The organism is Shewanella sp. MM_2022_3 (assembly GCF_022557375.1).
Taxonomy (GTDB): domain Bacteria; phylum Pseudomonadota; class Gammaproteobacteria; order Enterobacterales; family Shewanellaceae; genus Shewanella; species Shewanella xiamenensis.
The window spans coordinates 15534-41584 of sequence record NZ_JAKZGV010000022.1 but is presented as its reverse complement, the minus strand read 5'-3'; the positions used below and the strand labels follow the sequence as shown (position 1 = coordinate 41584).

Genomic DNA, 26051 nt, shown 5'->3' with positions numbered 1-26051 from the left:
GGCGTCATTGTAGCGGTTTGCCACACCAACAAAAACCCTTTTTCTGTATGGTTATTGCAATTATTTTGCGTACTTAAGCACCATATCTTTCTATGTTCCGCGAACGATACCTTTAGCGGTTAGTTGTTCGAGTAACTGTAAACAACCTTGAGTTAAGGTCTCTGTTAGCATTTGCGGATAAGTCGACACCAACCATTGAATCAATTCATTAAAGGTGCTCTGCCCCTTTTCGGTTAAATAACCCAGTACTTGCGCGCTTAAAGGCGTTAATTGCAAAAAGCCTACCTCACCTGCCTCATCCTGATACAGGCAAAAAAACACTGGCTGCGGCAGAGGAGCTTCTGGGCGATAATCTTGCCGTATTTGCTGCACTGGGTACTGGTATTGCGCCACGGTTGCCGTTGCGGCTAAACATAGATTTTGATGCGTAATTCCCTCTTTACCAATCAGGACTTGGCGGCTATCTTGCTGCGCAGTTGCCACCCGTAGTTCAAGCCATTCATAGTGCGCAAGTTCCAGCATAAAGGGCGGATCAATGTTTATTGGAGAATATTGAAACTGCAGGAACTGTAAAAACTCCCCAGCAATATCGATAAAAATCGGTGATTTACAATCATGTCGACTAAAAAAAGCCTGCACTAAGGTTTGCCACTGCGCATCAGTGTATAAGCTTTTGAGTACGGGGAAGGCATTAGAAACAAAACCCATCACATTATTAAAAAATAGCTCTCGGTAAACCTGCATCCGCTCAATAGGTACACCGATCGGCACGGAATTGTTAGGATCACGAATATAATCGATAAAGGATTGCTGTACTTGCTTAAAATCCATTAGGCAATCCTCTTCGCTAGATTTTTTTTGGCCTGGGCTTGGTAAGTATGAATTTGATTAATTTCATCCAATAAATGCGCTGTTGCCGGCAGATTAAAGTCACGCTCGAGCAAGGTGGGTAATACGCCATGCATGGCATAGCAACTATCTAGGAGCGCCCATACAGGGGCGTTGATATCGCTGCCGTGGGTATCAATCAATAATTCTTCTGATTCTTTAAAATGTCCTGCGATATGCAAGTAGGCAATCCGCTCAGTTGGCATCGCCTTTAAAAATGCCGCCGCATCATATTGATGATTTATCGAGTTAACATAAATATTATTCACATCTAACAGGAGTTTGCAGTCGGCTTCTTCCAGCACTGCCGTCAAAAACGCCAGCTCAGTCATCTGCGCACTGGGCGCCGCATAAAAGGAGACATTTTCCAAAATAAGCGGTCGTTCTAAAATATCTTCGACTTGCTTAACTCGCCGAGCGACATGCTTAACGGCGGCCTCGGTAAAAGGAATTGGCATCAGATCGTATAAATGACCAGCTCCTGAGCAGTAACTTAAATGCTCTGAATAGACATCAATTTGATGTAAGTCCATAAAAGCTTTGATACGACGAACAAACTCAAGATCCAACGGCTCAGGGCTACCGATTGAGAGCGACAGACCATGGCAAAAAAAGGTATGTTGTTCAGTTAATTGTCTAAATTGTTTACCGTATTTTCCACCTAGCGTCATCCAGTTTTCAGGGGCAACCTCTAAAAAATCGATAGCACTCGGCAGCGATTGGCAAAACTCGCTGAGCATTTCACGCCGTAACCCTAATCCAACTAATCCACGATCTTGCATTGCTTTAACCCCTTTAATTTGGATGCTGCTAAACAAAGGCCAGCATAGGCTGGCCATGTGCTAGGGCAGTACCTCCACTAAGTACAACTGAACTTATTTGACTTCCTTTTTTACGGCTTCAGTTTTAGCGTCAACTTTTTCAGCGGCTTTCTTCATATCAGCACCGCATTTGCCTTCACCACATTTGCCTTCATGAGCTTTGTCTGCTGCTTTTTTCATATCAGCGCCACATTTTGCTTCACCACACTTACCTTCGTGAGCTTTGTCTGCCGCCGCTTTTTTCATATCTGCGCCACATTTTGCTTCACCGCATTTACCTTCTTTAGCTTTTTCTGCAGCCGCTTTTTTCATATCTGCACCGCATTTACCCTCGCCACACTTACCTTCAGAACCAACGAGTTGATATCCTGATTCCATGGTTTCAAAACCAAATAAATTTGTTTGCGCGTTAACAGTAAACGCTGAACCAACCACCACTGTACCTAATGCCACTGCAACCGCGGTTTGCTTAACTGATTTCATATTCTTGCTTCCTTTTATTGATTAATGGTGACCAACAATAGGGTTATCGTTGGCTTACTGCAAAAGACCTGCACCGCTTTCATTTCATTTCAAAAAATATCACCAAATCACAGAAATTATCAAAATATGCTGATAGAAAGCTGAATTTGGCCAATTAAATAGCTATAAATAGTTGTCATTGTTGCCAAGCCTCTCTGCGCACTTTGTAACAGCAAGCCAATAGGATAGAATGCACGCCCTTTGTTTCTCTATATGGGTTTGTAGCAGTGCGGGTAATCTTGGCTCCGATGGAAGGCGTGGTTGATGACTTAATGCGAGATATTTTGTCGTCGATTAACCCTTACGATTTGCTTGTCACCGAATTTGTGCGCGTCGTTGACCAACTCTTACCTGAAAAGGTCTTTCTTAAACTCTGTCCAGAGCTACTGAGCGGTGGCTATACGCCATCGGGTACCCCAGTCCGCGTACAACTTTTAGGCCAAGAACCTCATTGCATGGCCGAAAACGCCATGCGCGCAATTGAGCTTGGCTCCCACGGCGTAGATGCAAACTTTGGCTGTCCTGCCAAGATGGTCAATCGCAGTAATGGCGGCGCGGTGTTGCTGCAATACCCAAATACGATTCACGATATTGTGCGCGCCATGCGCCAAGCAGTGCCCGCTGAGCATCCGGTGACAGCCAAAATCCGTTTAGGCTACGAAGACAAATCCCTGTTTATGGAAAATGCGCTGGCCGTTTATGAAGCGGGCGCAACTGAGCTTGCTATCCATGCCCGCAGTAAGGTTGATGGTTACAAACCACCCGCTTATTGGGAATACATCACCGAAGTGCGCAAACGTTTGCCAATACCGGTAATTGCCAACGGTGAGATTTGGAATAGTGACGACGCTAAACGTTGTATGGAAGTGACGGGGTGCGACAGTATCATGATTGGCCGCGGCGCGATCTCGCTCCCCAATCTTGCAGACACCATAAAAACCGGTGCTACGCCCTACAGTTGGGCTGACACGTTACAATTAATGCTCAGTTATACCCAAAGGGAGCTTAGTGGCCGTAAGAGTGATTATTATCCAGCGCGCATTAAGCAGTGGTTTAGTTATCTCAATCGCCAATATCCCGAGGCAGATACCCTATTTCGGGAACTTAGGATCTATAAAACTACTGAAGACATTGTGCGTGTGCTAGAACAAGCGCAACAACATCTTAGCCAGTAACCCCATACAAAAGTGGTGGTTTTTTATGTTAACCACCACGTTACCCCTAAAAATCGTACAGATACTTGATCTTTATCATAGTCGTTGGTAGTGGAACTATTAGACTGAATGCCCAGAGTCAGATAAAACAGGCGATTTTACGTGAGCACCACCCATATCAGACAAGAATTGTCAGAGCTTGAAGCTAATCTAAGGAAGGAAATCGGCGCGCTCCCTCAGTTTATTGAAATACTTGGGACGCATTGTGCCAACCTCAGCCTAGGGGAACTCATCGACCGACTGGCACAGAGCCACCTTGCCGATCACCCGCTATTTTGTCGTTTAAACCGCCTCGATGCCGCATTCTGCCAACTTGACTTAGGTCTTTATGGCCTTTGTTCCGATTGCGAAACTGAAATCGAAGCTGAACGTTTAATGCAAGATCCTACCGAACAACGTTGCAGTTGCTGCGCTGAGCATTACCAGCATGAGCATCGTCATGAACTGCGCCTGAGTCATTAAGCAGCGTCTCTATATTCCACAAGCAAAAAAACCTCCGCAAGCGGAGGTTTGAGTTATCCAGGGAGAAGGATAACTTAAAACTTCTGGTTAATTCTCAAATAGTAAGTACGGCCCAACACATCATACAGTCCAACGTTTACATCACGGTAATCAGCATAGGTATAAAAGTTTGGTGCATCGGCATCAAACACATTATTCACCCCAACCGTGATTGAACCATTGTAAGCATGGTTATAGGCAAACTGGATGTTGTGTTTAAAGTAGTTTGAATAATCGACGTAAACATCGGTTTCTTCTAACTGATTGTAGTAATCAGCCGATTGACGACCAATATACACTACGGTCCAGGCCGCAGAAAAATCGTCATATTTCCAGCTGGTTGCAAAATTACCACGCCAATCAGGCGAATCGGTTAGCCCGGCATAATCAATCATTTCTGATTCGGCATTATCTTGCTTTTTAAAATCCAAAACATGGGTTAAATCGAGTCTGAAGTTGAAATCACCGATCCCCGTTTCTAGGTTATAAGCTGTGACAAAATCAATACCTGACGTTTCAACCGTCGCTAAGTTGCGCACACCCGCTTCAATATATTCAATCTTGCCATCGGCACCACGGTGAACATAGGGTGATGAACCATTTTTAATTTCATCACGCAGTATGTCGTTCACACTTATCGACTCAATTTTATTCTCGTAGGCAATCGAAAAGTAGGATAATTCGATATTCCAATTATCAGTAGCATTCCACACGCCACCTAACGTCAAGGAGTTACCCTCCTCGGCCTCAAGGTCGGGATTACCACCATACCAAGTTTTGTGTTGATTACTGGTCGCACAATAAACCGCATCCACATTACCTGGCTCATTACACCAAAGCGAATCGACGGCTTTTTCAAAACTTAAAGATTGTGAAGAGAACATTTCACCCATATTGGGTGCTCGGAAGGAGTCACCGTAACTGGCACGCAGTAACAAGCTATCCACGGGGCGCCAACTAATACCAAATTTAGGCACTACGGCATCAAAAGTTGATGAATTAACCACCTGCCCTTGTGGACCCGTTAACGAGCCTTCCTGTTCATAACGCTCGTATCGAACGGCGGCCGATAACTCAACATTCGCGGGTAAGCCAACTTGGAATTCTAAATAAGCTGCACTTCGATCACGGGTTGCATCCACATCATCGCCACCCGAGCCACCTGAGATAATGCCCGAAGCAGACTCTGGATCACTGGTCTGCTTAAACTTAATCATTTCATATTCAAGCCCACCGACCATAGCAACAGAGACATCGCCATTATCAACAAGCAGCGTTGAAGCCAGTCCATCAATTTGAGTGCTTTCAAACTTACCTTGATACACGCCTGTATGAGCCGCCTTACGATACAGCTCAGTCATCTGCTGGTTCCACTGCTCATAACTCATGCCCGTGGTATTAAAAATATCGTACTGTTCAGAATCTATTCCTTGCTGAACTATCTCATCATTAATTAAATTGTAATTAAATGAATTCGTGGTTGAGCGGGAATGTTGGGCATTTAATTCCCAATCAATGCCATTGCCTAAATCCAGCGTACCAATAAAACCACCGAGAATATCGACATTATTGGTCTCAGTTAAGGTATCACGCTCGCCAATTTGGGCAGAGCGCATATAAAGTGTCATATCTTCCCCAACGGGGTTGAATTTATTATCAGCACTCATTACTGGATAATTTGTTGACACAGGTGTCCCTGCGTAACGCGTTTCAGTTTCAGCTAACGAGGCAGATGCACGACCGCGAAATTGAATACCGTCGGTAATTTCATAGGTAAAATTGGATAAAAAGGAATTACGGGTCTGATCACCAAATAATTTAGTCACTCTACCTGAATCATATAAACAGCGGCCCTTATTATTTCCATCGGTTGTATCGACGGTATTTTCAGTTTGATCACAAATATCTGAATTGCTATACCAACTGCCATTACCTGTGCCATATTTACCATTTGGCACAGAACTAAAACCACTGTAGGTTGCGTAACTCGGATCGTCCATATTCCAAATATCACGATCCATGACGGCTTTGGTATCATAATATTCATAGGTTAAGGTAATATTGCCTTTATCCGTATTATAACCTGTTGCAATGGATAAACGATTAGCATCACCGCCTTCAACACTAGGCTGCTCTGTACTGTAATCTAATTGCAAGCCATCAAATTCTTTTTTGGTAATAATGTTGATCACACCCGCAACAGCATCTGAACCATAAACAGCAGAGGCGCCATCACGTAGGATTTCAATGCGCTCGACTATCGCCATTGGAATTGAGGATGTGTCTGCAACAGAGCCAGAGCTTGAGCTCGTACCAGGCATACGGCGGCCATCGAGCAACACCAGCGTAGCAGACGAGCCTAGTCCGCGAAGATTAACATTACTTGTTGAGCTAGCACCTGAACCATATCCAGAAATCCCTCGCCATGAACCAAAGCTATTGATTGCCGAGTTATTCAAAACATCAGCAACGGTTTTTTCACCCGTCATCGCAATATCAGCTGCATTAATCACAGTGACAGGAGAAACGGTTTCCATATCCACCTGTTTAATACGTGATCCAGTGACTTCAATACGTTCAACTTTGGTATTTTCTTCTGCCGCAATCGTTATTCCAGATAATAAAACACTAGCAGAACCCATAGTGATTAGACTAGCGCGAACAGCTCTAGCTGCTAACGTTAGATGATGCATATATCTCTCCTTGAGGCTTAAATGAATAAACCCGTCTTGTTGTTATTTTAGTTAATTTTCAAGTTCCCTTGACGTATCAATACTGTTAAGCAAAACGAATATCGACAACAACAAATAACAACAAAAAAACAAATTGATACATACACAGCAAATAAATTTTGAGTTTAAAACGTACAAAATTCAACCCAAACATAGCGTTAAAGGTCTTTAAGCAAATTTAAGCGATTATTGATAAACTGATACAAATAGAATCAATTGAACACCTCGCGTTACGAAATATCAATCTACTCAATTTAATATACATAGTTAGCAAAATGTATCGCTTTATTTTATTGTGATTTTAGGCTGTATCTAACGGATGGAAAAATAAACGAGCAAAATAAAAATGCCACTCAAATTGAGTGGCATTTTATTAACCGCTGTAGATTACTTAGCAGTAATCTTACAACCTTCTACACTTTCAGAGTTTTCATACACAATGTCACCTACTGGATTATAATCAGCTGCAACAATGGATTGTTTCTCTTTCAGGAAGGAATAGAGTAAATCGGCGTCTACATAACCTGTTTGGATTGGGCTCGCCAGTTTTGGATAACCGTCACCACCTGCAGCGTTAAAGCTAGGTACAGTGAATTTGTAGTTTGCTGTAGCGCTGAACTCTTTACCATTGATTTCATGAACTGTCGCTTTTTTAGCCACGCAGTCAATGGTCATCTTCACGCCGGTAATTTGCGCATAACCACCAGAACCAATTTGTAAACTACCCACAGCCCCTAAATAATCAGCAGCCGCCGCACCAGTCATTTCGTTTAAGGTTACCATGTTGCCGAAAGGTTGAACGGTGAGAACATCACGGTAAGTAATGTTACCCGCTTTAATAGAAGCGCGCACACCACCAGAGTTCATCACGCCAAAATCAGCAGACACTTTAGCACTTTGTGCCATGGCTAACATACGGCCTAAGTTGGTTTGTTTGTTACGTACGTTTGCACGTTCACCATCAAGCAGCGCATCGGTAGTCGCAATCACTTCGTCTAACTTAGCTTGACCTTTCTCTTGATAGTAAGAAAGCAGCTCTTTTAACTCTGTATCAGGCTCAATCTTTTCACCAATGAGTACTTTTTTCTTGTTACCCGCTTCATCAGTGACTTCTTTAACTAAGTTCACTGGCACTAATTTATAGCTGGCTAAGTGAAGTTCACCATTAAAGTATTCAAAGTCAGCACGACCGACATACTTACCCCATTCGTGGGCTTGCATGATCCAAGTGCCATTTTGTTGATCTGGTGCGCAGGCATCGCCCGGTTTGAATGCTGCATAGGCCTTATTACCTGGCTCCATACAGACGGGATTTTGTGAATGACCACCAATCACCACTTGAAGTTCGCCTTCCTTAAGTGAACGGGCTAACGCCACATCACCAGGGGCATTGCTACCATTTTGGCCATCTGCGTAGTGACCCATATGCGTCACAGCAAAAATGATGTCTGCCGACTTAGCATCTTTGATTTCTTTGATGACTTTGGCAACTTCAGTCTTTGGATCTCTGAACTCTAATTCACTAATATATTCAGGGTTACCGATCTTAGCAGTATCTTCAGTGGTTAGACCGATAACAGCTATTTTGACACCATTAACATCAAATATTTTATAGGCATCGAAATAGCGAGTACCATCAGTCTTATAAATGTTAGCCGCTAACATAGGGAATTCAGCAAGACTACGTTGCATGTCCACAATGGATAATGGATTATCAAACTCATGGTTACCGACCGCCATTGCGTCGTAACCAATTTTGTTCATACCAGTAAAGTCAGGAATCGCATCTTGTAAATCGGATTCAGGCACACCAGTGTTAATATCACCACCAGAAAGCAACAATGTTTGACCACCTTTCTTGCTGACTTCAGCACGAATTTGATCAACCAAAGTTTTCTGAGCAGCTAAACCATATTCACCATCTTTGTTTTCCCAAAAACGGCCATGGTTATCGTTTGTATGTAATACCGTAAATGTTTTACAGGCAGCACCCGCTTCGGCGCAAGTTGTTGGAACTTTGTCATCATCACTATTACAACCTGCTAACGCAGCAAGCACGGCAGTGGCAATTAATCCTTTAATAAGCTTATTTGTCATTACATCAACCCCTTGATTTTAATTATTTTATCATAGATAGATTGTGCGAGTACCATCAACTCTCGCGTCACGCATAATATCAAAGAATAAAGATGAATTGTGTCATTTTTATTAATAAACGTGACTTTAATGTGGGATTTTTGGCGAGTTTTAATACAGTTTTGTTTCAAATAAAAAATAAGCTAATCGACTTATTTTCACTTTTCGAATTTAATGACAATTAAAAATATAATTGTAAATTTTAATGCTTTAATTTAAATAGCTTACAGAAGTTTCGCAGACCGTTGCATTGTTCTTTATATAAAACATCAAGCGGCAAAAATTTGTTTACCGCATGATGATTTTATAAGCATTTAGATTTAACTACATTTCAAAACGCTGTTGTAACCAAGCACTAATCGCTTTTAATTGCACAGGAATAACTGAATGTGGCATCGGATAGGTTTGCCATTGCACCGGATATCCACCGGCAATTAATGCCTCTTTTGCCAACAATCCAGCCGATAACGGAACGACATCATCCTGCTCGCCATGCTGCTGCAAAATCGGCGTGTCAGCATTGGCTACACTTAGCTGGCTTGGCAATACATCACCCGTTGGCAAATAGCAGGATAACGCCATAATACCGGCAAGTTTTTGAGGATAGCGTAATCCGGTAAACAGACTCATCACCCCGCCTTGGCTAAATCCCGCCAGCACAATGCGCTCACTTGGAATACCTGCGGCGATCTGCTCATCAATCAGCGCCTGAACGCTTAATTCTGATGCCATCACGCCCTGCATATCCGCTCTATCATGCAAGTCCATACTTTTAATGTCATACCAAGCACGCATAATATAACCACCATTGATGGTGACCGCCTGCTCAGGTGCATGGGGAAAAATAAAGCGAATACTGTGATCCGCTGGCAACCCTAGCGCAGGTACAACGGGGGCAAAACCAGCACCAGAATCGCCTAACCCATGAAGCCAGACCACAACTGCGGTCGCCTCAACTTGGGGTTCAATCACAATACGTTCGAGCGTCATACTGATAAATCCTTTCTAAATCAAATTGAAAACTAAGGTTAAACGTCAAGCACATTTGGCGATAATCAAGTGTGCTTACAAATAATCAATCCCGAGGAGTGCTTGTAACGCATCGAGCTGTTCCGCGTTATCTAATTTCATGCTCCAACGCACGCCGCCACCATTGGCGATGATCATTGGAGGGTCAAGCCTAAGGCTAATATCTTCGGCACTCGCTTGAAGCACAACATTGGCCACGCTTAATCTGATCTGTACTTCAAACTCTGTTGCTATCAGCTTACCCTGCGAAAAATCCAGTACCATAGTTGTCCTGTTGTAGCTATAAGACATTGTGAACACGCGTCATGATAACAAAGTTATATCGCTGGGGATGTACTTTTACATACCCGATAACCTCTATGTGCCAAGTCGCTTTGCATCCCCCTGCAAGAGTTAAATAGCACACTCTGGCGTGCGTTTTCGTAAAAGAGTAACCTTTCCTCAACATCAACCTCATTCCAAATTAAGTTTGATTACATTTTAGTGTCAGCTAAATAGCCCCAAACCTACAGAGTTCGAGTAAACTCACGCCCCAACGAATACAGTCGCCGCGGCGATCGCGTTTTACACCATACAAGAATCACAACACTGGGTGGTTATATGTTTTTATCCCGTCGTACCCTCATTAGCAGTGCCCTGTTGCTACTGCTGCCATTAGTACAATATGCCAATGCAACCAATAGCTTACCTAATAGTAATATTGCTAGCGTCGCCTCCAGCCAATTTCATACTGCCACCGATGAACTGACCTTTGCCAATTACCAACAAGTAAGTATTCGCCACATTGAACTCGCATTAAATGTGGATTTTGAGCTGCAACAACTTTCGGGCAACGCCATTCTCGAGCTAGATTGGCATAAAGCAGGCAAGATGCTGGTGTTAGATACCCGTGACCTGACGATTAACAGTGTCAGCATGTTAAATGCAAACGGCCAATGGCAATCCGTGCCCTTTAGTTTAGGTGCGACCGATAAGGTCAAAGGCGCAGCGCTCACCATCAATCTGCCTCAAGAGCGAGTCGCTAAGATCAAAGTTAATTACCATACATCCAAGAATCCATCAGGCATTCAATGGCTGACTCCAGAGCAAACCCAAGGTAAGCAATGGCCATTTATGTTTAGCCAGAGCCAAGCCATCCATGCCAGGAGCTGGATCCCGCTGCAAGATACGCCCGCAGTGCGCCAAACCTACAGCGCCACAGTCACAGCCAAGCAAGGCATTAGCGTCGTGATGAGTGCAGACCGAGAGAGCGTGTCTGCAACGCAAACCCAATTCACTATGCCGCAGGCGATTCCTGCTTACTTGATTGCCATTGCCGCAGGACACCTGCAATTTGCCGCCTTAGACGACACCTCAGGCATTTGGGCCGAGCCAGAAGTGCTTGCCAAGGCCAGCAAAGAATTTGCCGATACGCCGGAGATGATCGCCATCGCCGCCAAACGCTACGGCGATTACCGCTGGGGTCGATACGATTTACTGATCCTTCCGCCGAGTTTTCCCTTCGGCGGGATGGAAAATCCGCGATTATCCTTTATTACCCCCACAGTCATCGCGGGAGATAAAAGCCTAGTGAGTTTAATTGCCCACGAGTTGGCCCACTCTTGGTCGGGCAATTTAGTCACTAACGCCACCTGGCGCGATCTCTGGCTCAACGAAGGTTTTACCACTTATGTGGAAAACCGCATTATGGAAGATCTCTATGGCCGCGACCGTGCATTGATGGAGCAAACCATTGGTTACTCTGAACTATTGGCAGAATTAGCCGAGTTACCCGCAGGCGACACCGTACTGCATATTGACTTAGGTGAGCGCGATCCCGACGATGCCTTTAGCGGCGTGCCCTATGTCAAAGGACAATTATTCCTGCGTTTCCTTGAGCAAAAGTTCGGCCGTGAACGCTTCGATAACTTTGTCAAAAGTTACTTTGATCATTTTGCGTTTCAAAGCATTACCACGGAGCAGTTCCGCAATTACCTCACGCAGCAGTTATTGCAAAAATATCCCAATATCGTCAGCGAGTCCGAAGTGGATACTTGGGTTGAGGGACAAGGTTTACCTAGCTTTTTAGTGCCCCCCAACTCACACGCCTTCGATGATATCGATGCCCAGCGCCAAGCATGGTTAGAAGGCAAGCGTGCCGCCAGCGCCCTAAACACTCAGGGCTGGACTGTGCATCAATGGCTACGCTTTATTAATGAAATGCCAAGACTAAATCTCACTGAGCAGCAATTAGCCGAGTTAGATAAGGCCTTTCATTTTACTGGCACCCACAATAATGAAATCGCCTTTGCTTGGTATGCCCTCGCCCTCGATAACGGATACTACAGCGTGTTACCCGCATTAAAACAGCACTTAACTGAGATCGGCAGGCGCAGGCTGATTGTGCCCTTGTACCAAAAACTGGCGAGCAGCGAGCACTATGACTGGGCTAAAGCCGTCTACCTTGCGGCGCGCAGCGGCTACCATCCACAGACTCAAGCCAGTTTAGATATGATGTTTAGCGATACCCCGATTGAACACGAGCATTAACCGCAAGTGAAGATTGATCTGGAGTGTGAAAACTAAGAATTAAGTCAATTCATCGCAGTAAGCGTGGTAAAGAGCGGTTTGAGGTGAATTTACCGTCACGAAATGAGGTTAAAGCAGAATTCAAATAATAACCCAACAAAAAAGCCCAAACTTAGGTTTGGGCTTTGCTTTATCATCGGCAGGTGATTGTATCGCAGCACTTAAAATGCGCTAGCAGCGCTATCAAACATCACATTCTGGCCGATTAGTGGTGATGACCACCGACACCGTGGGCATGACCGTGGGCGATTTCTTCATCGGTCGCATCACGGGCGCCAACCACTTCGATATCGAAGGTTAAGTCACGGCCCGCTAATGGATGGTTAACATCCACGGTCGCCATAAATTTACCGACTTTTACGATTGTCACTTGGCGTTGACCGTGGTCAGTATGAACTACCGCCGTCATACCTGGCTTCCACACGCTAGCGCCTAACAGGTGCTTTACCGATACACGTTGCTGCGCCGCTTCACCTTCAATACGTTGACCATAGGTTTCAGCGCATGGCAGCGTCACTGTGAACTTTTCACCGACCGCTTTACCATTAATCGCATTCTCAACACCAGGCATCATGTTGTCATGACCGTGTAAATAAGCGATAGGCTCGCGACCTTCGTTCGTCTCGATCACTTCGCCTTTTTCGTCGCGCAGGGTGTAATTAAACTGCACAACCATATCGTCTTTAATGTTCATCGAATATCCTTTGACTTGCTTCGATTTCAAATGTCGGCCGAGCTTAACAAAACTGGCCTTTGCACTCCACTGTTTTATCCCTACAAAACCACTGCGCCAATGGAGCGCAGTGGTTGCTTCAAGCATTGTCTGCGGGCGATGACCTATAACGAGGCGTCTATCAGAGTGAAATACCTAGGGCAGTAAAGACTTCAGGACTTGGGAAACCATCGGCAATCATATTATTACTGCGTTGGAATGCTTGGATCCCCGCAGTCGAATTGCGGCCTAACACACCATCAGGTTTACCAACATCAAAGCCGGATTCATTCAGTTTGGTTTGTAACTGTTTGATTTGCTCACGACTCAAACGTGGCTGCTCGGGCGGCGCGACTTTTAATGGTTCGCCGCCATTAATTCTATCAGCCAAATGGCCCACGGTAATGGCGTAAAACTCCGAGCGATTCCAACGCATAATCACATTGAAGTTTTCATAGCCTAAAAACGCAGGTCCAGTGTGACCCGAAGGCAAATATAGCGCGGCCTTCATATCAATAGCGGGCAAAGACAATCCATTCGTTTGCCGCACAGATTGCGCCGCCCATTGTGACAGAGGCTGCGCCTCTTTAGCACCAAGATGTTGGTAGCTAAAATTGTTTGGCAATAATACTTCGCGGCCCCAACGCTCGTTACGCTGCCAGCCTAAGTGTTGTAGAAAGTTAGCCGCTGATGTGAGGGCATCTTCTGTGCTATTCCACAGATCCGCTTTACCGTCTCCATCGCCATCGATGGCATATTTAGCATAAGCCGAGGGCATAAATTGAGTATGCCCCATAGCGCCCGCCCAAGAGCCCACCATAGTGCTCTTATCAAAGCCATATTTTTCTTTAAGCTTAAGCGCTTGCATCAGCTCAGTCGTAAAATAATCACTTCGACGAGGCTCACAGGCTAAGGTTGCAAGCGAATCTAAGACGGACATTTTGCCTTTATAAGAACCATAGTTGGTCTCTAGTCCCCAAAAAGACAGAATGTATTGTGGCTGTACGCCGTATTGCTGCGCGAGTTTATCAAGCAATACTCGGTGTTTTTTCAGTAGACGTCGACCTTCATTGACTCGCCAATCCGTTGCCCGTTTGGTGAAATAATTCGTGAAGGTTTGACTAAATTCAGGCTGAGCTTGATCAAGCTCAATCACCTTAGGTACAAACTGTAGGCTTGCCACTGTATTGTTAATCGTCTCTTCAGATAAACCTTCACGTTGTGCGCGCGCCTGAAGGTTTGCAACACACGTCGGAAAGGCGGCCGCATGACTGGCGATAATCTCGTTCAATTGCACGTCTTGCGCGGCTTGCGCCTGTTCGATAGCAATTTGACTATTATTGTCAGACGTAGCATTAGCGGTCGGCGCGCTAGAACAAGCACTTAAGCTAACACAGGCCGTGATGCTCGCTGCAAGATAGTACATGCCTTTTGCTTTCATCAAATCAATTACTCCTCAATTCAGTGCTAAGGTATGCCTTAGCTGAGCAAGACACGAGTTGGGATCGACTCATGCCAAGAGAGATACGATTTTTAGCCACAAAGCAGTTGCTGGCTTAATTCAAGGATAAACGAGAATGAACAACGGCTAAAAATCCACAAAGGTATTTTCTCCCCCACTGGAAATCCTCCAGATGCGCGTAATTCCGGTTAACCCGATTTACGCCTCTAGAGCGCACATCCTGACCGATAGCGCCCGTCAACACAATGCTCATCACCATAAATACACGGATAAATTCGCTTATTGCTCAGTTAAACAACAGCGAAAAAATCTTAACAAAGAATCCCTTGGTCTATCTAGCCGTTGCCGTATAATGGGTGAGTTAATAGCAACTTCAAAGAGACCTATCATGACTGAAATCAACGCGGCTTTAGCTGGCTTTATCGAAAACGTAAAAGAGCATCAAACACTGTGGGGTTTGATGGATGAAACAGGCGAAGGCTGGGTGGTTTGTGACTCAGGCGAGTTCGAAGACACTGATGTAATGCCTTTGTGGTCAAGCGAAGCGCAGGCAAAATCCCACTGCACCGAAGAATGGAAAGACTACCAAGCCGTTGCGATTAGCCTTGAAGAATTTCTTGAATACTGGGTATTCGATTTAAATGATGATGGCGTGCTCATTGGCGTTGATTGGCAAAGCGATGAAGAATGTTTAGAACTCGATCCTATCGTACTTGCCAAAAATTTAGTTGATGTTGAAGAAGCTTAATTTTCTCAGCGTCATGCTTAACACATCAAGGCCAGAGGAACTCAGGCCTTGATGTTGCCTATTACTTGTATCGATATTCCCTTCGATAAGCGCCACCTTTGCTGGTTTTGTGGTGAACCTTGTAAAGATTTTTTTGAATATCATGCAACGCCGCATGCGCCCCATCCTTCCCTTGCCGTACCTTGCTGCAGCGAATGCTTAAAACTGGCGAAACAACATCCCTTAACCTCAATTTGGGACTGCCGAATGGCGGTTAAAGATGCCTTAATGACCCTTTACGCTAAACATTTAGCCATTGGCATTAATTGGACAGAAGCGGAACTCGCCGAGTCTGAGTTTTCCTGCAAAGTGTTTGAAGGCTTTAAAAAAAGTGCTTGGATGATGTATCAAATTGCCCGCGACAGGATCAACTTTCCCGGATGGCCCATTCTGCTTGAAGGCGTTGACCTCGAATGTCAACAAGACAGTACTCAGTTTGAGTTCGATGGCGTAAGCTATTCATCATTGCCTGCTGCCATTCACTACTACAGCAAACAATTTTGCTTAGATTCAGCCTTTTTTGCAGAATTACTTAGGCTCGTTGGTAAACATCGATTTAGCTACGCACTCAGGCTTGCACGTATCCACATTGCCGCGGCGAAAGAAATGAAGCGCCAAGTGTTAGCCGATGTCAAAGCAGAATTAAGCGAGTAGCCACCCAAACTAAAACCTTATGTTTCTAAAGGCAGCCACTCGTTTAGATGAAGTTATTTACCGAGAACTTGTTTTAACCTGTCCTGTACGACTTCGACCAGTAAATCAGGTTGGAATTTAGAAATAAAACGATCACAGCCCACCTTCTCCACCATCGCATTGTTAAAGCTACCACTCAGCGAAGTATTTAGCGTGATAAATAAGTCCGCCATAGCCTTATCATTACGGACTTCATAGGTCAGTTTGTAACCATCCATTTCAGGCATTTCGGCATCGGTGATCATCATGAGCAGTTCTTTGGCGACATTCTTACCTTCATTGCGCCATTTTTGCAGTAAATGTAACGCCTGCAACCCATCGGAGGCTTCGATAATTTCAATACCCAATTGGCCAAGCGTTTCACGCACTTGCCGCCTTGCAGTCGATGAATCGTCTACAATCAATATTTTCCGGCCGGGCATTTTGTCTAACAAGCTCTCATCTAACACACCTTCAGATAGGCTAATATCGTAATGGACAATTTCAGCCAGCACCTTCTCCACATCGATAATTGAAACCAATTGCGATTGGCCTTGATACTCGATTCGGGTGATTGCGGTAAGATAATTATTCCGACCCGCCGTTTTCGGCGGCGGCATAATATCACTCCACGTCATATTGATAATATGCTCGACTTTACCGACTAAAAATCCCTGCACACTGCGGTTATATTCAGTGATGATCATATTGGCATTATCATCTGGCGGCACAGGTTTGAAACCAATGGCCGAACGCAAATCAATCACCGGAATAGACATCCCCCGAATATTAGCTACACCAGAAATATGCGGATGGCTCCCAGGCATAGCGTTAAGGTGTGGTAGTTTAACGACTTCTTTAACTTTAAAGACGTTAATCGCAAATAGCTGCATCGAATTAATGCGAAACAGCAGCAGTTCAAGCCGATTTTCACCGACGAGATTGGTGCGTTGATCTACCGTTGCCAAGACATTTGCCATAATGCGACTTCTCTACTCTGGGGAGGAAGAACTTCCCTCAGCTGCTAAGGATTAAGCTAAATTATAGCGGCAAACTCGCAATGAGAACCATGTGATATGTCGATTTTATCTAAAAATTACAATCACTCTGATGCGAAAACGGCTCATTTCTCGGGCAAGCAGTTTACAGAACAAACAATCAACCCATGCTCAATTCAATATTCAGCGATATAAAGACCTTAAGGTTTAAGAAAAAACCTTTTGAGCCAGCACCATACCGCTCAAATTAAACAGATTCCTGTCACATACAATCTTAAACCCCGCTTGGCGAAGCATATGCAATAATTGCTGATGGTCAAATCGATTCTGCTGCGGATGCTCAAACAACCGGCGACTCAGTGGATTACAAATCGCGGCACGGTAAAGATCTTCTATCACAAAATACCCGTTCGGCTTTAATACCCTGGCAACCTCAACAATCGCGGATTGCCAGTCAGGAATATGGTGGAACACCGCAAAATTAAACACGATGTCAAACTGTGCATCCTTAAAAGGTAATGCGGTTGCATCGGCAACACTAAAGTCGAGCTGTTCGAGCCCATGGGCTGAAGACCTCCAGCGGGCCTTAGCTGCACTCACCATCTCAGGGTCGAGATCCACCGCGGTAACATGCTCGGCACCAAAATGCTCACGGATCAAATGAATACCATTGCCAAAACCACAACCAATTTCGAGCGCCTGTTGAATATACACAAGCGGTTTAGGCATCATTGAGGTCAATAATGGTGCTTCAATATGGTTTTGCAACCAAAAACGCAGCGAATGCTGAACCAGCTTTTTCTCGAATGGATTTAACTTCATCATATCCCCTTAAATGAGTAGGCTGTTGCTTGAAACACTGATCAAATTCTGATGATGGTACGTAATGATAGAAACTTAAGTTCACCCGAGGCCACTATGAAATTACCTCTTTTTCCATTACCCATCTGTTTATTACCTGAGGGATATACTCAATTACGAATTTTTGAACCTCGATATAAACGTTTGGTGGCTGAATCACTTAAATCAGGCGATGGTTTTGGCCTGTGTATGACCTCAGAGGAAAATAGCACGCTTTATCCAATTGGTACTCTAGTGCATATCATTGACTTTGAGACCTTACCTGATGGCATGTTAGGTGTCAGCATTGAAGGGAAACAACGATTTACTCTCGGCGACATCAATGTGGAGTCCGATGGTTTAAAGCGCGCGCAAATCAGTCTAATCGATAACTGGCCAGCAGCACAGATTCAAAAAAATGAGCGTTATCTCAGTGATATGTTGCAAAATATTCTGAAAGAGTACCCAAAGCACCTACAACAATATCAAGCGGCACAATTTGATGATATTGCATGGGTTTGCCAACGCTGGCTTGAAATTTTACCCATACGTTCAGCGGAAAAGTACACCTGCATTAATGCGCTCGACCACCAGCTCACACTGGATTTACTAAGAACCGTTATAAAATAATTTTCAGTGATCCAATTTCTAGGGCGCTGCGTATTGGTCTGCATGCTTATCGAACATTGACAGCGAAGCAGGATTTGAAGCCATGTTCGAACGGGATTGAACCTTAAATGAAGAGCTCAATAATGGAAAATTTTCAATCACATTCAGCGCAAAATCGCTATGATAGGCAGTTATCGCCCCCTATCGAAATAGCTATGGAAAACGATAACCATAATTTGATTGCCGATGAGCATAAAACGGATGCAGATCCCTTAGTAAGCGCCATCATCAAAGTTGCTAATCAACGGGACAAAGCGGCATTTGGCTATTTGTTCAGTCACTTTATGCCCAAAATTCGGGCATTTGGTCTGCAACGATTAAATCAACAAGGCCTCGCCATGGATTTAGTTCAAGAAACGATGACCATCGTTTGGACTAAATCTCATTTATACAATGCAGATAAAGGTTCTGTCGCAACGTGGGTATTTACCATTATGCGTAACCAATGCTTCGATATGCTTAGACGGGTGCAGCACAACCGTGAAGATGCATTTGGCGATGATATCTGGCCACTGTATGACGCTGCGGTTAGCCAAGATAACAACCCTGACCATAAATTGACCGCCAAGTTACTCGCTCATTTAGATGCCCTGCCCCTTGCTCAACGTCAAGTCGTACAAGGCATTTATATGCAAGAACTCACCCAACAAGAATTGGCTGATGCCTTAAAAGTCCCCATTGGCACCATTAAATCGCGACTCAGATTGGGGTTAGAAAAGCTTAAAAGCTTTTTGGAGACACAACATGATTAAACATCACCCCCATGCAGAATTACTTCAGGCCCATGCACAAGGTCAGCTCCCTTTGTCGATGTCTATCGCTGTTGCTGCACATTGTGCCTTATGTCAAGAATGCCAAACTCAAGTAGCTAAATTGACTGAAGAAGCGGCCAAACTCGCTTTTGTTTCCCCCAGTGATAATGCGGTTCAACACAACGCGTCAAATGAGATTGATGTCGTCGATAACGATCCCTGGCAACAAATGTTATCGAACATTATGGCGCTTCCCGAAAGTACTATGCATGAACCTTACATAGAATCTTCAGTGAGTGTTAACCATAAAAATATCCGCTACGAACTGCCTAGGGTGTTTCGGCAACATATTGCACAGCCATGGCAACAAATTGGTAAAGTCAGTCGGATGCGATTCGACCTAGATGAAAAAAATACTCGCGCCAGTTTATTGCATATTGAAGCGCTAGGTGAAATCCCACAGCATACCCATAAAGGGATTGAGTTGACGTTATTATTGGCGGGCGAATTTTCGGACTCATCAGGTAATTATGTTCCTGGCGACTTTATTATCTTAGATGGTAATACACAGCATTCTCCCACAACTCAAACGGGATGTTTATGTTACACAGTGTTGGACGCACCGCTCTATTTCACTAAGGGATTAAGCAAATTATTAAACCCTATTGGTGAGCTGATTTACTAAAGTCAGTTACGCATCAAATAGTGAAAAATAGCTAAAAATCTAACCCACAAAATAGCAACAAAAGAAACAATATAAAAACATTACTCGCTGAGCAAAAATTACACTTGCCAGCGGGTAATATACTGTTATACTGCACCGCGTTTTGAGAAGTATCTTGTTGTTACCCTTTTTATATCAGTTTGACTTGTATCAAACTTGATCCTCACAAAGAAAGCCTACTACAAGTAAGTCCTGCAAAAATAATGGGTTAATGATTTTCAACATTAACTCAAAAAAATGAACTCTTTAATTCGGCCAATGTCATAGTACTGTCACTTGACTATGTTTAACTGGTCTAATTGGGATATTCCATTGACACAATCGCTGATTTGCATTAGTTATCAATACAGCATCTCTTGATTAATCATGGTGGAATGGGTAACCTCAAGACTCATTAGTATCATCTTTCGCAATTATGCTAAGGATATTTTATCGTTATTACTTACTCACCTAAGGGTGAATTTAATTAAAAGGAGTGTGGCCTATGTCATACAAAATTAACGGACATGAAATCACAGTGAACTTCCCTGTAGATTCAATTTCAGTCAACAAAACTTCAATTGCTTTTACCGATAGACAAGGTAAAAACAGACAGACGTTTTCAAAACGTACCGAAGCCTTAAACTTTATGAAATGGCTTTTGTCGTCAAATAAATAAGTCTGAATTAAGTACTCATCGAGTACACATAATGGCATGTTGGTTTTTTCGGTCCCATTTTCCTCGCCATACCGAAATCAACTCGCCTTTATCGATAGCCAAATATCACGATTTGCTATCCCTTCACGTCGATATGACGAACTCGTTTGGTTCAGCCAGTATCTAGCTCACATGGATACACGCTGAACCAAATGTGTATTAATCTAGATCAATTCTATCAATTTTCGCTTCTGCTAATATGTTCACACTTTCTGACTGTGAAGTATTTTTATGTCAAAACCGAATACCAAAACCGCTATGCAACAGCTTATCGCTCAAATCCAGCAAACAATTCCGCTGAATTTAGATGAAGCACAAATGTGCCAAGGCGAATGTTTAGGTTGTTCGAAAAAAATGCTTGAAATGCTCGATGCAGAAATCAGCTATTGGCAATATTCCGATGCGGTACCCAGCCTAAAAGATTTAAAAAACCTCGAAAACATTGGCCGTCGCACCTATAAAATTCTTAAACGAAACCAGCTAGTCTCTTAGCCTTTTGTTCTCACCGTTTTATTATGTGACTAGCGCATTTAGCAATAACAGCCGTCATGACAGCCAGTATGATTTAAGTTGACTGGCAAGCGTATTCACATAAAAACCGCATTGCCAGCCTAATTTCTATCTCATTGTAGAAATGGGATTTACATCGTTAACAACGAGACGCTGCCAATCTTGCGCGAATATCTGCCAAAGAATATTCAGTTAATAATTCACCATCGGCAAATACGGGGACAAATTCGCAATGGTTAACATCTTGCCAGCTTGCTTGATCTTTAAGATAAAATTGACCTTGCGCATCTTTAAATACCGCCACTAATCCCTTAGCGGATTTTTTAGTACCATCATCGGTTTTAGGATCTTTAAATATTTCTCTGTCTTTACCATCCACTTTCGCAAAGGTTGCTTTCACCGCGTAACCGTCAGTATCTCGGGTCACGTGTTGATAGGTAAAACTGCCAATTCCAAACACAATATTGGTTGATGCAAAACCTTTAGCCTTTAAGCCAGCACAAATGGCTTCAGCCCGTTCAATCGTAATTGAATCGCCATAAATCAGTCCGACATGGCTATCGAGTAATTTGTAACCTTTGGCAGTTGTGCTGCCCCCAAAGACATCCCACAAACACTCGATAGCGCCTTTATACTCAGGACTCCCCACAGCTGCTTGTGGATCGCCACAAATGATCTTCACCGGACAACCCGTATCAGGCCTAAACACCACTTTGCCCTCACGGGCAAGAATGCGGTCTTTTAAGGCAACGGTGAACTCTGTCATCACCTGCCAAAAATCCCAAGAATCAGAAACGATACTGACAATGCCGCTAGGATAAATATCTTCAATCAAACGGCGGAACGTCTCTAATTCATTCTCCATACCACCCGCACACATCACACTGTGCTCCGTTGCGGCCACACTGCCGCCAACGAGTTCCTTATCACTGTCTGCAAGATAATATTGTTCAAGAAAATCAATCGCGGGAATGGTATCTGTGCCCGTAAAACTGAGTAGATGGGCGGCGCCGCTCATAACAGCAGCCTCTGCACCATACATGCCGCGGAAACTAAAATCATGGCCCTGCCAATCAACAAAACCTATGTTGCCATCGGTTTCTAGCGCGTAAGTCTCAAATATTTTGCGGTATTGCAGCGCGGTAGTGGCACTGGTACACATACCCCACACATTCGCGGAAAGGATGGTTTCGAGATAATTGGTCAACCAAAAGAACCGCTCATCGGTATTGTACAAAACCAGGCAAGGCACTTTTAAGGGATATACTGAGCCTTCAGGCAATGCCATGATTTTAATGGGTAAATAGCCTAAATCATGTAACGCCTCAATATGCTGAGTGCCCACATTATTTGGTCCAAGATAGTTATTAATGCGGCGGGAGAATTGGCGGATCACTTGCTCTTTGGGCTGTTGAAAGAAATCACGGTTCCAACTGTCAATTAAGTAATGCTTGATAAAATATTGCAGACCAAAAAATACCATCTGCTCAGTATAACCACGACGGGATTTACGGGCGGTCAAGTTACTAAAAATCACTTGAGTATTATCAGGATATTGACGACGGTGGTCGACTTTGTAGCCATCAATGGCGGTAACGGGATTCAAGTACATCATATTTTCCTTAATGATTCATAAAACGCAAAACAGCATGGCAATGACAGAACTCGCTCGAAATATGTGTAGGGACACCTAAACTATCGGTACAAAATAATCTGTCTATGCCCGCCTCACGCAGAGCAGATTCGCTGGCCTTATCTTCATAATGTGACACGATCAAAATGACGCTTTGGGCCCCTTTTTGCTTTAACTTGATGGCAAGTTCGATAAAGGTTCTGCCACCAGCACAAATATCATCGACGATTAAGCAGGTTTTACCCGATAAATCATCACAGAACACTTCAGTAGCGATAATATGGCCATTGACCACATCACGATGTTTATCGGCCCTGATCACCGGCATTCCCTGTAACGCCTTAGCTAAGCCGAATACTTTCTTATTCGCCCCCGCATCAGGCGAAACTAACACTAGATCACCGGTCAATTGAGCTGCAATCGCGGCGACAAAGCTGTGGTTGTCAATAACTTGCACTCGGTCTAATAATGCCGCGGTGACATCGCTGTGCGGGTCAAAAATACTGACTGAAGCATATTGCTGCTGATTAATCAGGCTGGCATAGACTTTTACCGATAAGGCCTCGCCCACATTACAGACTCTATCTTGGCGGGCGCCTGGCATATAAGGCAGTAACAGATCGATCTGCTCTGCACCGCTGCGGCGTAATGCATCAGTTAACAATAAGAGTTGCATGATGGATTGATCGCCACGATAACGGAAAAAGAGTGTGACGCGTTTCGCTGGAGGAACCCGCAGTTGAACATGATTCTCCCCCGCACCAAATTGAAATAAACGGTAATTAGCCTCATCGCTAGCGGCGGGAAGTCGATAAAAATCAGCTTGCTGATGTGGTGAGTTAACTGTGCCTTGATGCATTTGAATACCTAGAGACATATTCACCTCCTGTCTGTGCAAGATCGCTGTGATATACAGCAATCTTGTTGTCTGCAAGCAATAGTGTCTTATAGACACTATTATGTAAAGTTGATTTTTAGACTATTTTTTATCGGATAATGCTAAGGAATATACCTAAATTGCATATAATGTCCTTAAGACACTATATGCAATTTAGCTATGATAATGGGGAAATGGGTATCGATAGTAAAGAATGGACGTATTACGACAACATCGACGGCTACATAAACCCTGATAACTCAAGCTAACTGTATGTACCGCATAATCTGTCACTATTATTGCTATGGGTAACCACTTTAAGCGGCAAACACTTTGACTAACATTCTAAATTTCTTAAGAATCGATAAGATGCCGTATCCGACTTCAAACGGTATAAATTGGCTGGACGGCCACGTTCAGTACGTTTTAAGCCCGTATCAATCAATAAATCGGCCTGCTCAACCCGTCGACGGAAGGATTTCCCTTGGATAGGCTTACCCAGTAAGACTTCATGCACATGTTGCAGCTCTGGCAAGGTAAAAGGTTCAGCCAGCGCAAATCCTGGCACTAAAGAATACAAGGCTTTCTGGGTTAAACGTTCGCGAGCTTGCTTGATTAACTGCAAATGATCAAACGCTAAGGTCATCTGTAACACATCCTCTAATGGCCACCACTTAGCATCACTCACCGAATCAATCTGAATTTGGCAAGCTTGGTAACTCATCAACGCGGTATAACACACGGTCACCGACCAGCCTCTCACATCGCGGTGACTATTACCGACAGTGCAAAGCTGCTCAATATAAGGTGGCACTACCGCCGTTTTTTCCTGCAATTTGCGTAACGCCGCTTCCTCTAGGGATTGATCGGAATGCTCATCGATAAACCCTCCGGGTAATCCCCAAAAACCTAAAAAGGGATGATTTGAGCGTTGTACTAAGAGTACTTTAAGTTGCTGATCATGATAGGTAAATAATACGGCATCAACCGTCAGTAGCTGAGCCTTAAAAGCCTTAGGATCGTAATTGGCGAGATATTCCGCTTCAGTCATGAGTATTTTCCATCGTTTGACGTCGTAAGCTTAACTTAGAGATTACGTCGCTTCAAACATATTATGTCTTAGCGTCACTAAGTAAATCATCTGCTCTATAGGGTCTTACGACTTTTACCAAATTTACGCTGATAACGTGGCAACATGGTTTCATTTCCAAGCAAACCACCTTGATGGATATACATCACAGGGCTTGCGCTCCACTGCGGTAAATATTTTTCTAACACTATAAAACCTAAGGGATCGTAGAGTAATTCAAATTGAATACCTGAGGCGCAAATTCGCTGCCACATGGCATAAAACTCAGGATAGAGTTTACCAAAGTGGTATTTCTTCCCCACATTCAAAATCTGTGGATGCTCAGCAGCGTTAGGATTTAACTCATAAAACTGCTGCGCTAAATACTCATCGCCACCGACAACCGCGCAGGTAAGCACTCGAATGTGACTTTGCTTACGCACAAAATATTGGTTTAAAAATAATGCCGTGGTTCCCGTTCCCGCAGGTAAAAACACTTTCAGTTCAGTCAGTCCCTGTTGCATTGCCCAAGTCTCAATTTCAACGGCTAACAGACTGACACCATACTCCGCATACTGACAGCGCCCGCCTTCCGGAATAAATAAAGCGTCAGGCTCAGCAGCCAAAACTTGATGCTCAATGTAGTCATGACAAGTCCACTTAGACTCACGCTGCAGAAAAGGATTAACTGCTATCAGGCTTGATAAATCAATAACCTGTGTGCCATTGGCGATAGCTGCGGCATAGTTCCCTGTCGGTAAAGTCAGTACGTGGCTAGCAATATGGTCCACATAAAAATCACACTGCCAGCCTTTGAGTTTGGCGAGCGCCGACAGCGAATACAGTGAATTAGCCTGCGCGGAGCCATGACCAATTACCTTAGTCACACCAGCAAAATCATGATCTAGAAAATAGGCAAACTTACGCGCCTTATTACCACTAAAAGCAGGATGTAATAAATCATCTCTTTTAAGAAAGATCTCTCTGCCTGCAAAAGAAAATGATTCGACGGGACTATTAGCTAGCATTTATTTACTCAAGGGGAGATAAGGTGTTTAGTGTAACGCGGGCTTGGTTAAATTCTTCCTAAGAATTAAGGAAATTCACGAAATATTAGCTTAACTCACAATCCGTAGAGGTATAAACTATAATATACCATTGATTATTAATGAAAAAACTTTTGGCATAATTCTCGCTTATGACATTTAAGCATCAATTAATAATTTCGAGTGTAGATG

25 protein-coding genes are annotated in these 26051 nt (G+C 43.8%); 10 read left to right on the top strand and 15 right to left on the bottom strand.

Features of this window, described 5'->3' with window-relative positions:
• Positions 1-90 precede the first annotated feature (90 nt).
• The 3 genes from MMG82_RS12715 to MMG82_RS12705 all read right to left on the bottom strand — a co-directional run bounded on the left by MMG82_RS12715 (position 91) and on the right by MMG82_RS12705 (position 2192).
• Positions 91-831 (bottom strand): putative DNA-binding domain-containing protein, encoded by a 741-nt coding sequence (locus MMG82_RS12715; protein ID WP_037417766.1) that lies wholly within the window; start codon positions 829-831, stop codon positions 91-93.
• Positions 831-1670 carry a DUF692 domain-containing protein gene (locus tag MMG82_RS12710; RefSeq protein ID WP_047540409.1) on the bottom strand — a complete coding sequence of 280 codons (840 nt, stop codon included), beginning with the start codon at positions 1668-1670 and terminating at the stop codon, positions 831-833. Before MMG82_RS12710 ends, MMG82_RS12715 begins: the two co-directional genes overlap by 1 nt.
• A 93-nt stretch (positions 1671-1763) precedes the next feature.
• Positions 1764-2192: a hypothetical protein gene (locus MMG82_RS12705; protein WP_037417772.1), complete on the bottom strand. Its 429-nt coding sequence runs from the start codon at positions 2190-2192 to the stop codon at positions 1764-1766.
• Between the two features lie 266 nt (positions 2193-2458).
• On the opposite strand from MMG82_RS12705, the gene MMG82_RS12700 reads away from it, so the two are divergent.
• Together MMG82_RS12700 and MMG82_RS12695 are read left to right on the top strand one after the other, a co-directional pair.
• The gene (locus MMG82_RS12700) at positions 2459-3406 is read left to right on the top strand and encodes a tRNA-dihydrouridine synthase (protein WP_037425279.1); all 948 of its coding nucleotides are present in this window, start codon (positions 2459-2461) and stop codon (positions 3404-3406) included.
• A gap of 141 nt (positions 3407-3547) precedes the next feature.
• A complete protein-coding gene (locus MMG82_RS12695; protein ID WP_037417804.1) occupies positions 3548-3907 on the top strand; it encodes a TraR/DksA C4-type zinc finger protein in 360 nt (119 codons plus the stop codon).
• A gap of 74 nt (positions 3908-3981) precedes the next feature.
• On the opposite strand, the gene MMG82_RS12690 is transcribed toward MMG82_RS12695, so the two are convergent.
• The 4 genes from MMG82_RS12690 to MMG82_RS12675 all read right to left on the bottom strand — a co-directional run bounded on the left by MMG82_RS12690 (position 3982) and on the right by MMG82_RS12675 (position 10107).
• Entirely contained in the window at positions 3982-6639 is a 2658-nt protein-coding gene (locus tag MMG82_RS12690) for a TonB-dependent receptor (RefSeq protein WP_047536779.1), read from the bottom strand.
• A 426-nt stretch (positions 6640-7065) separates the two neighbouring features.
• Positions 7066-8775: a bifunctional UDP-sugar hydrolase/5'-nucleotidase UshA gene (ushA, locus tag MMG82_RS12685; RefSeq protein ID WP_047536778.1), complete on the bottom strand. Its 1710-nt coding sequence runs from the start codon at positions 8773-8775 to the stop codon at positions 7066-7068.
• Between the two features lie 363 nt (positions 8776-9138).
• Complete coding sequence (locus MMG82_RS12680; RefSeq protein ID WP_156143183.1) at positions 9139-9804, bottom strand: alpha/beta hydrolase-fold protein; 666 nt, start codon at positions 9802-9804, stop codon at positions 9139-9141.
• Between the two features lie 75 nt (positions 9805-9879).
• Complete coding sequence (locus MMG82_RS12675; protein WP_037425292.1) at positions 9880-10107, bottom strand: DUF3389 domain-containing protein; 228 nt, start codon at positions 10105-10107, stop codon at positions 9880-9882.
• A gap of 336 nt (positions 10108-10443) precedes the next feature.
• Here MMG82_RS12675 and MMG82_RS12670 point away from each other — a divergent pair, with 336 nt between their 5' ends.
• On the top strand, positions 10444-12372 hold the full coding sequence (locus MMG82_RS12670; protein ID WP_241406924.1) for a M1 family metallopeptidase: 1929 nt from the start codon (positions 10444-10446) through the stop codon (positions 12370-12372).
• 244 nt (positions 12373-12616) lie between these two features.
• Here the strand turns inward: MMG82_RS12670 and MMG82_RS12665 are convergent, their stop codons facing one another.
• A complete protein-coding gene (locus MMG82_RS12665; RefSeq protein WP_037417724.1) occupies positions 12617-13105 on the bottom strand; it encodes a peptidylprolyl isomerase in 489 nt (162 codons plus the stop codon).
• A gap of 160 nt (positions 13106-13265) precedes the next feature.
• Complete coding sequence (locus MMG82_RS12660; RefSeq protein ID WP_240292124.1) at positions 13266-14567, bottom strand: lytic murein transglycosylase; 1302 nt, start codon at positions 14565-14567, stop codon at positions 13266-13268.
• Between the two features lie 406 nt (positions 14568-14973).
• Between MMG82_RS12660 and MMG82_RS12655 the strand changes: the two genes are divergently transcribed.
• On the top strand, positions 14974-15333 hold the full coding sequence (locus tag MMG82_RS12655; RefSeq protein WP_037425300.1) for a DUF2750 domain-containing protein: 360 nt from the start codon (positions 14974-14976) through the stop codon (positions 15331-15333).
• 51 nt (positions 15334-15384) lie between these two features.
• A complete protein-coding gene (locus MMG82_RS12650) occupies positions 15385-16026 on the top strand; it encodes a hypothetical protein (protein ID WP_055647542.1) in 642 nt (213 codons plus the stop codon).
• A 53-nt stretch (positions 16027-16079) separates the two neighbouring features.
• Here MMG82_RS12650 and MMG82_RS12645 read toward each other — a convergent pair whose 3' ends face one another.
• Together MMG82_RS12645 and MMG82_RS12640 are read right to left on the bottom strand one after the other, a co-directional pair.
• Positions 16080-17024: a chemotaxis protein CheV gene (locus tag MMG82_RS12645; protein ID WP_055647543.1), complete on the bottom strand. Its 945-nt coding sequence runs from the start codon at positions 17022-17024 to the stop codon at positions 16080-16082.
• A gap of 225 nt (positions 17025-17249) precedes the next feature.
• Positions 17250-17864, bottom strand: a complete 615-nt coding sequence (locus tag MMG82_RS12640) for a class I SAM-dependent methyltransferase (RefSeq protein ID WP_241406933.1) — start codon at positions 17862-17864, stop codon at positions 17250-17252.
• 96 nt (positions 17865-17960) lie between these two features.
• Here MMG82_RS12640 and MMG82_RS12635 point away from each other — a divergent pair, with 96 nt between their 5' ends.
• From MMG82_RS12635 to MMG82_RS12615, 5 genes are all read left to right on the top strand, one after another.
• On the top strand, positions 17961-18512 hold the full coding sequence (locus MMG82_RS12635) for an LON peptidase substrate-binding domain-containing protein (protein WP_037417721.1): 552 nt from the start codon (positions 17961-17963) through the stop codon (positions 18510-18512).
• A 122-nt stretch (positions 18513-18634) separates the two neighbouring features.
• Positions 18635-19303: a sigma-70 family RNA polymerase sigma factor gene (locus tag MMG82_RS12630; protein ID WP_047536767.1), complete on the top strand. Its 669-nt coding sequence runs from the start codon at positions 18635-18637 to the stop codon at positions 19301-19303.
• Positions 19296-19988, top strand: a complete 693-nt coding sequence (locus MMG82_RS12625) for a ChrR family anti-sigma-E factor (protein WP_047536764.1) — start codon at positions 19296-19298, stop codon at positions 19986-19988. Before MMG82_RS12630 ends, MMG82_RS12625 begins: the two co-directional genes overlap by 8 nt.
• A 523-nt stretch (positions 19989-20511) precedes the next feature.
• Positions 20512-20685, top strand: a complete 174-nt coding sequence (locus MMG82_RS12620; protein WP_011072074.1) for a hypothetical protein — start codon at positions 20512-20514, stop codon at positions 20683-20685.
• 270 nt (positions 20686-20955) lie between these two features.
• Entirely contained in the window at positions 20956-21216 is a 261-nt protein-coding gene (locus MMG82_RS12615; RefSeq protein WP_037417676.1) for a hypothetical protein, read from the top strand.
• A 157-nt stretch (positions 21217-21373) separates the two neighbouring features.
• On the opposite strand, the gene MMG82_RS12610 is transcribed toward MMG82_RS12615, so the two are convergent.
• The 4 genes from MMG82_RS12610 to MMG82_RS12595 form a co-directional block, all read right to left on the bottom strand.
• Positions 21374-22849 carry a nicotinate phosphoribosyltransferase gene (locus tag MMG82_RS12610; protein WP_226770085.1) on the bottom strand — a complete coding sequence of 492 codons (1476 nt, stop codon included), beginning with the start codon at positions 22847-22849 and terminating at the stop codon, positions 21374-21376.
• Between the two features lie 7 nt (positions 22850-22856).
• The gene (prs, locus tag MMG82_RS12605; RefSeq protein ID WP_241406923.1) at positions 22857-23744 is read right to left on the bottom strand and encodes a ribose-phosphate diphosphokinase; all 888 of its coding nucleotides are present in this window, start codon (positions 23742-23744) and stop codon (positions 22857-22859) included.
• A 337-nt stretch (positions 23745-24081) separates the two neighbouring features.
• Positions 24082-24795, bottom strand: coding sequence for an NUDIX domain-containing protein (locus tag MMG82_RS12600; protein ID WP_241406922.1), 714 nt, complete (start codon positions 24793-24795; stop codon positions 24082-24084).
• 95 nt (positions 24796-24890) lie between these two features.
• On the bottom strand, positions 24891-25841 hold the full coding sequence (locus tag MMG82_RS12595) for a pyridoxal-phosphate dependent enzyme (RefSeq protein WP_037417666.1): 951 nt from the start codon (positions 25839-25841) through the stop codon (positions 24891-24893).
• Between the last annotated feature and the right edge of the window lie 210 nt (positions 25842-26051).

Bases quoted from the DNA above. Each gene is read 5' to 3' on its own strand.
- MMG82_RS12715 (WP_037417766.1), bottom strand. From the start codon at position 831: ATGGATTTTAAGCAAGTACAGCAATCCTTTATCGATTATATTCGTGAT.
- MMG82_RS12710 (WP_047540409.1), bottom strand. From the start codon at position 1,670: ATGCAAGATCGTGGATTAGTTGGATTAGGGTTACGGCGTGAAATGCTC.
- MMG82_RS12705 (WP_037417772.1), bottom strand. From the start codon at position 2,192: ATGAAATCAGTTAAGCAAACCGCGGTTGCAGTGGCATTAGGTACAGTG.
- MMG82_RS12690 (WP_047536779.1), bottom strand. From the start codon at position 6,639: ATGCATCATCTAACGTTAGCAGCTAGAGCTGTTCGCGCTAGTCTAATC.
- ushA (WP_047536778.1), bottom strand. From the start codon at position 8,775: ATGACAAATAAGCTTATTAAAGGATTAATTGCCACTGCCGTGCTTGCT.
- MMG82_RS12680 (WP_156143183.1), bottom strand. From the start codon at position 9,804: ATGACGCTCGAACGTATTGTGATTGAACCCCAAGTTGAGGCGACCGCA.
- MMG82_RS12675 (WP_037425292.1), bottom strand. From the start codon at position 10,107: ATGGTACTGGATTTTTCGCAGGGTAAGCTGATAGCAACAGAGTTTGAA.
- MMG82_RS12670 (WP_241406924.1), top strand. From the start codon at position 10,444: ATGTTTTTATCCCGTCGTACCCTCATTAGCAGTGCCCTGTTGCTACTG.
- MMG82_RS12665 (WP_037417724.1), bottom strand. From the start codon at position 13,105: ATGAACATTAAAGACGATATGGTTGTGCAGTTTAATTACACCCTGCGC.
- MMG82_RS12655 (WP_037425300.1), top strand. From the start codon at position 14,974: ATGACTGAAATCAACGCGGCTTTAGCTGGCTTTATCGAAAACGTAAAA.
- MMG82_RS12650 (WP_055647542.1), top strand. From the start codon at position 15,385: ATGTTGCCTATTACTTGTATCGATATTCCCTTCGATAAGCGCCACCTT.
- MMG82_RS12645 (WP_055647543.1), bottom strand. From the start codon at position 17,024: ATGGCAAATGTCTTGGCAACGGTAGATCAACGCACCAATCTCGTCGGT.
- MMG82_RS12640 (WP_241406933.1), bottom strand. From the start codon at position 17,864: ATGAAGTTAAATCCATTCGAGAAAAAGCTGGTTCAGCATTCGCTGCGT.
- MMG82_RS12635 (WP_037417721.1), top strand. From the start codon at position 17,961: ATGAAATTACCTCTTTTTCCATTACCCATCTGTTTATTACCTGAGGGA.
- MMG82_RS12630 (WP_047536767.1), top strand. From the start codon at position 18,635: ATGGAAAATTTTCAATCACATTCAGCGCAAAATCGCTATGATAGGCAG.
- MMG82_RS12625 (WP_047536764.1), top strand. From the start codon at position 19,296: ATGATTAAACATCACCCCCATGCAGAATTACTTCAGGCCCATGCACAA.
- MMG82_RS12620 (WP_011072074.1), top strand. From the start codon at position 20,512: ATGTCATACAAAATTAACGGACATGAAATCACAGTGAACTTCCCTGTA.
- MMG82_RS12615 (WP_037417676.1), top strand. From the start codon at position 20,956: ATGTCAAAACCGAATACCAAAACCGCTATGCAACAGCTTATCGCTCAA.
- MMG82_RS12610 (WP_226770085.1), bottom strand. From the start codon at position 22,849: ATGATGTACTTGAATCCCGTTACCGCCATTGATGGCTACAAAGTCGAC.
- prs (WP_241406923.1), bottom strand. From the start codon at position 23,744: ATGTCTCTAGGTATTCAAATGCATCAAGGCACAGTTAACTCACCACAT.
- MMG82_RS12600 (WP_241406922.1), bottom strand. From the start codon at position 24,795: ATGACTGAAGCGGAATATCTCGCCAATTACGATCCTAAGGCTTTTAAG.
- MMG82_RS12595 (WP_037417666.1), bottom strand. From the start codon at position 25,841: ATGCTAGCTAATAGTCCCGTCGAATCATTTTCTTTTGCAGGCAGAGAG.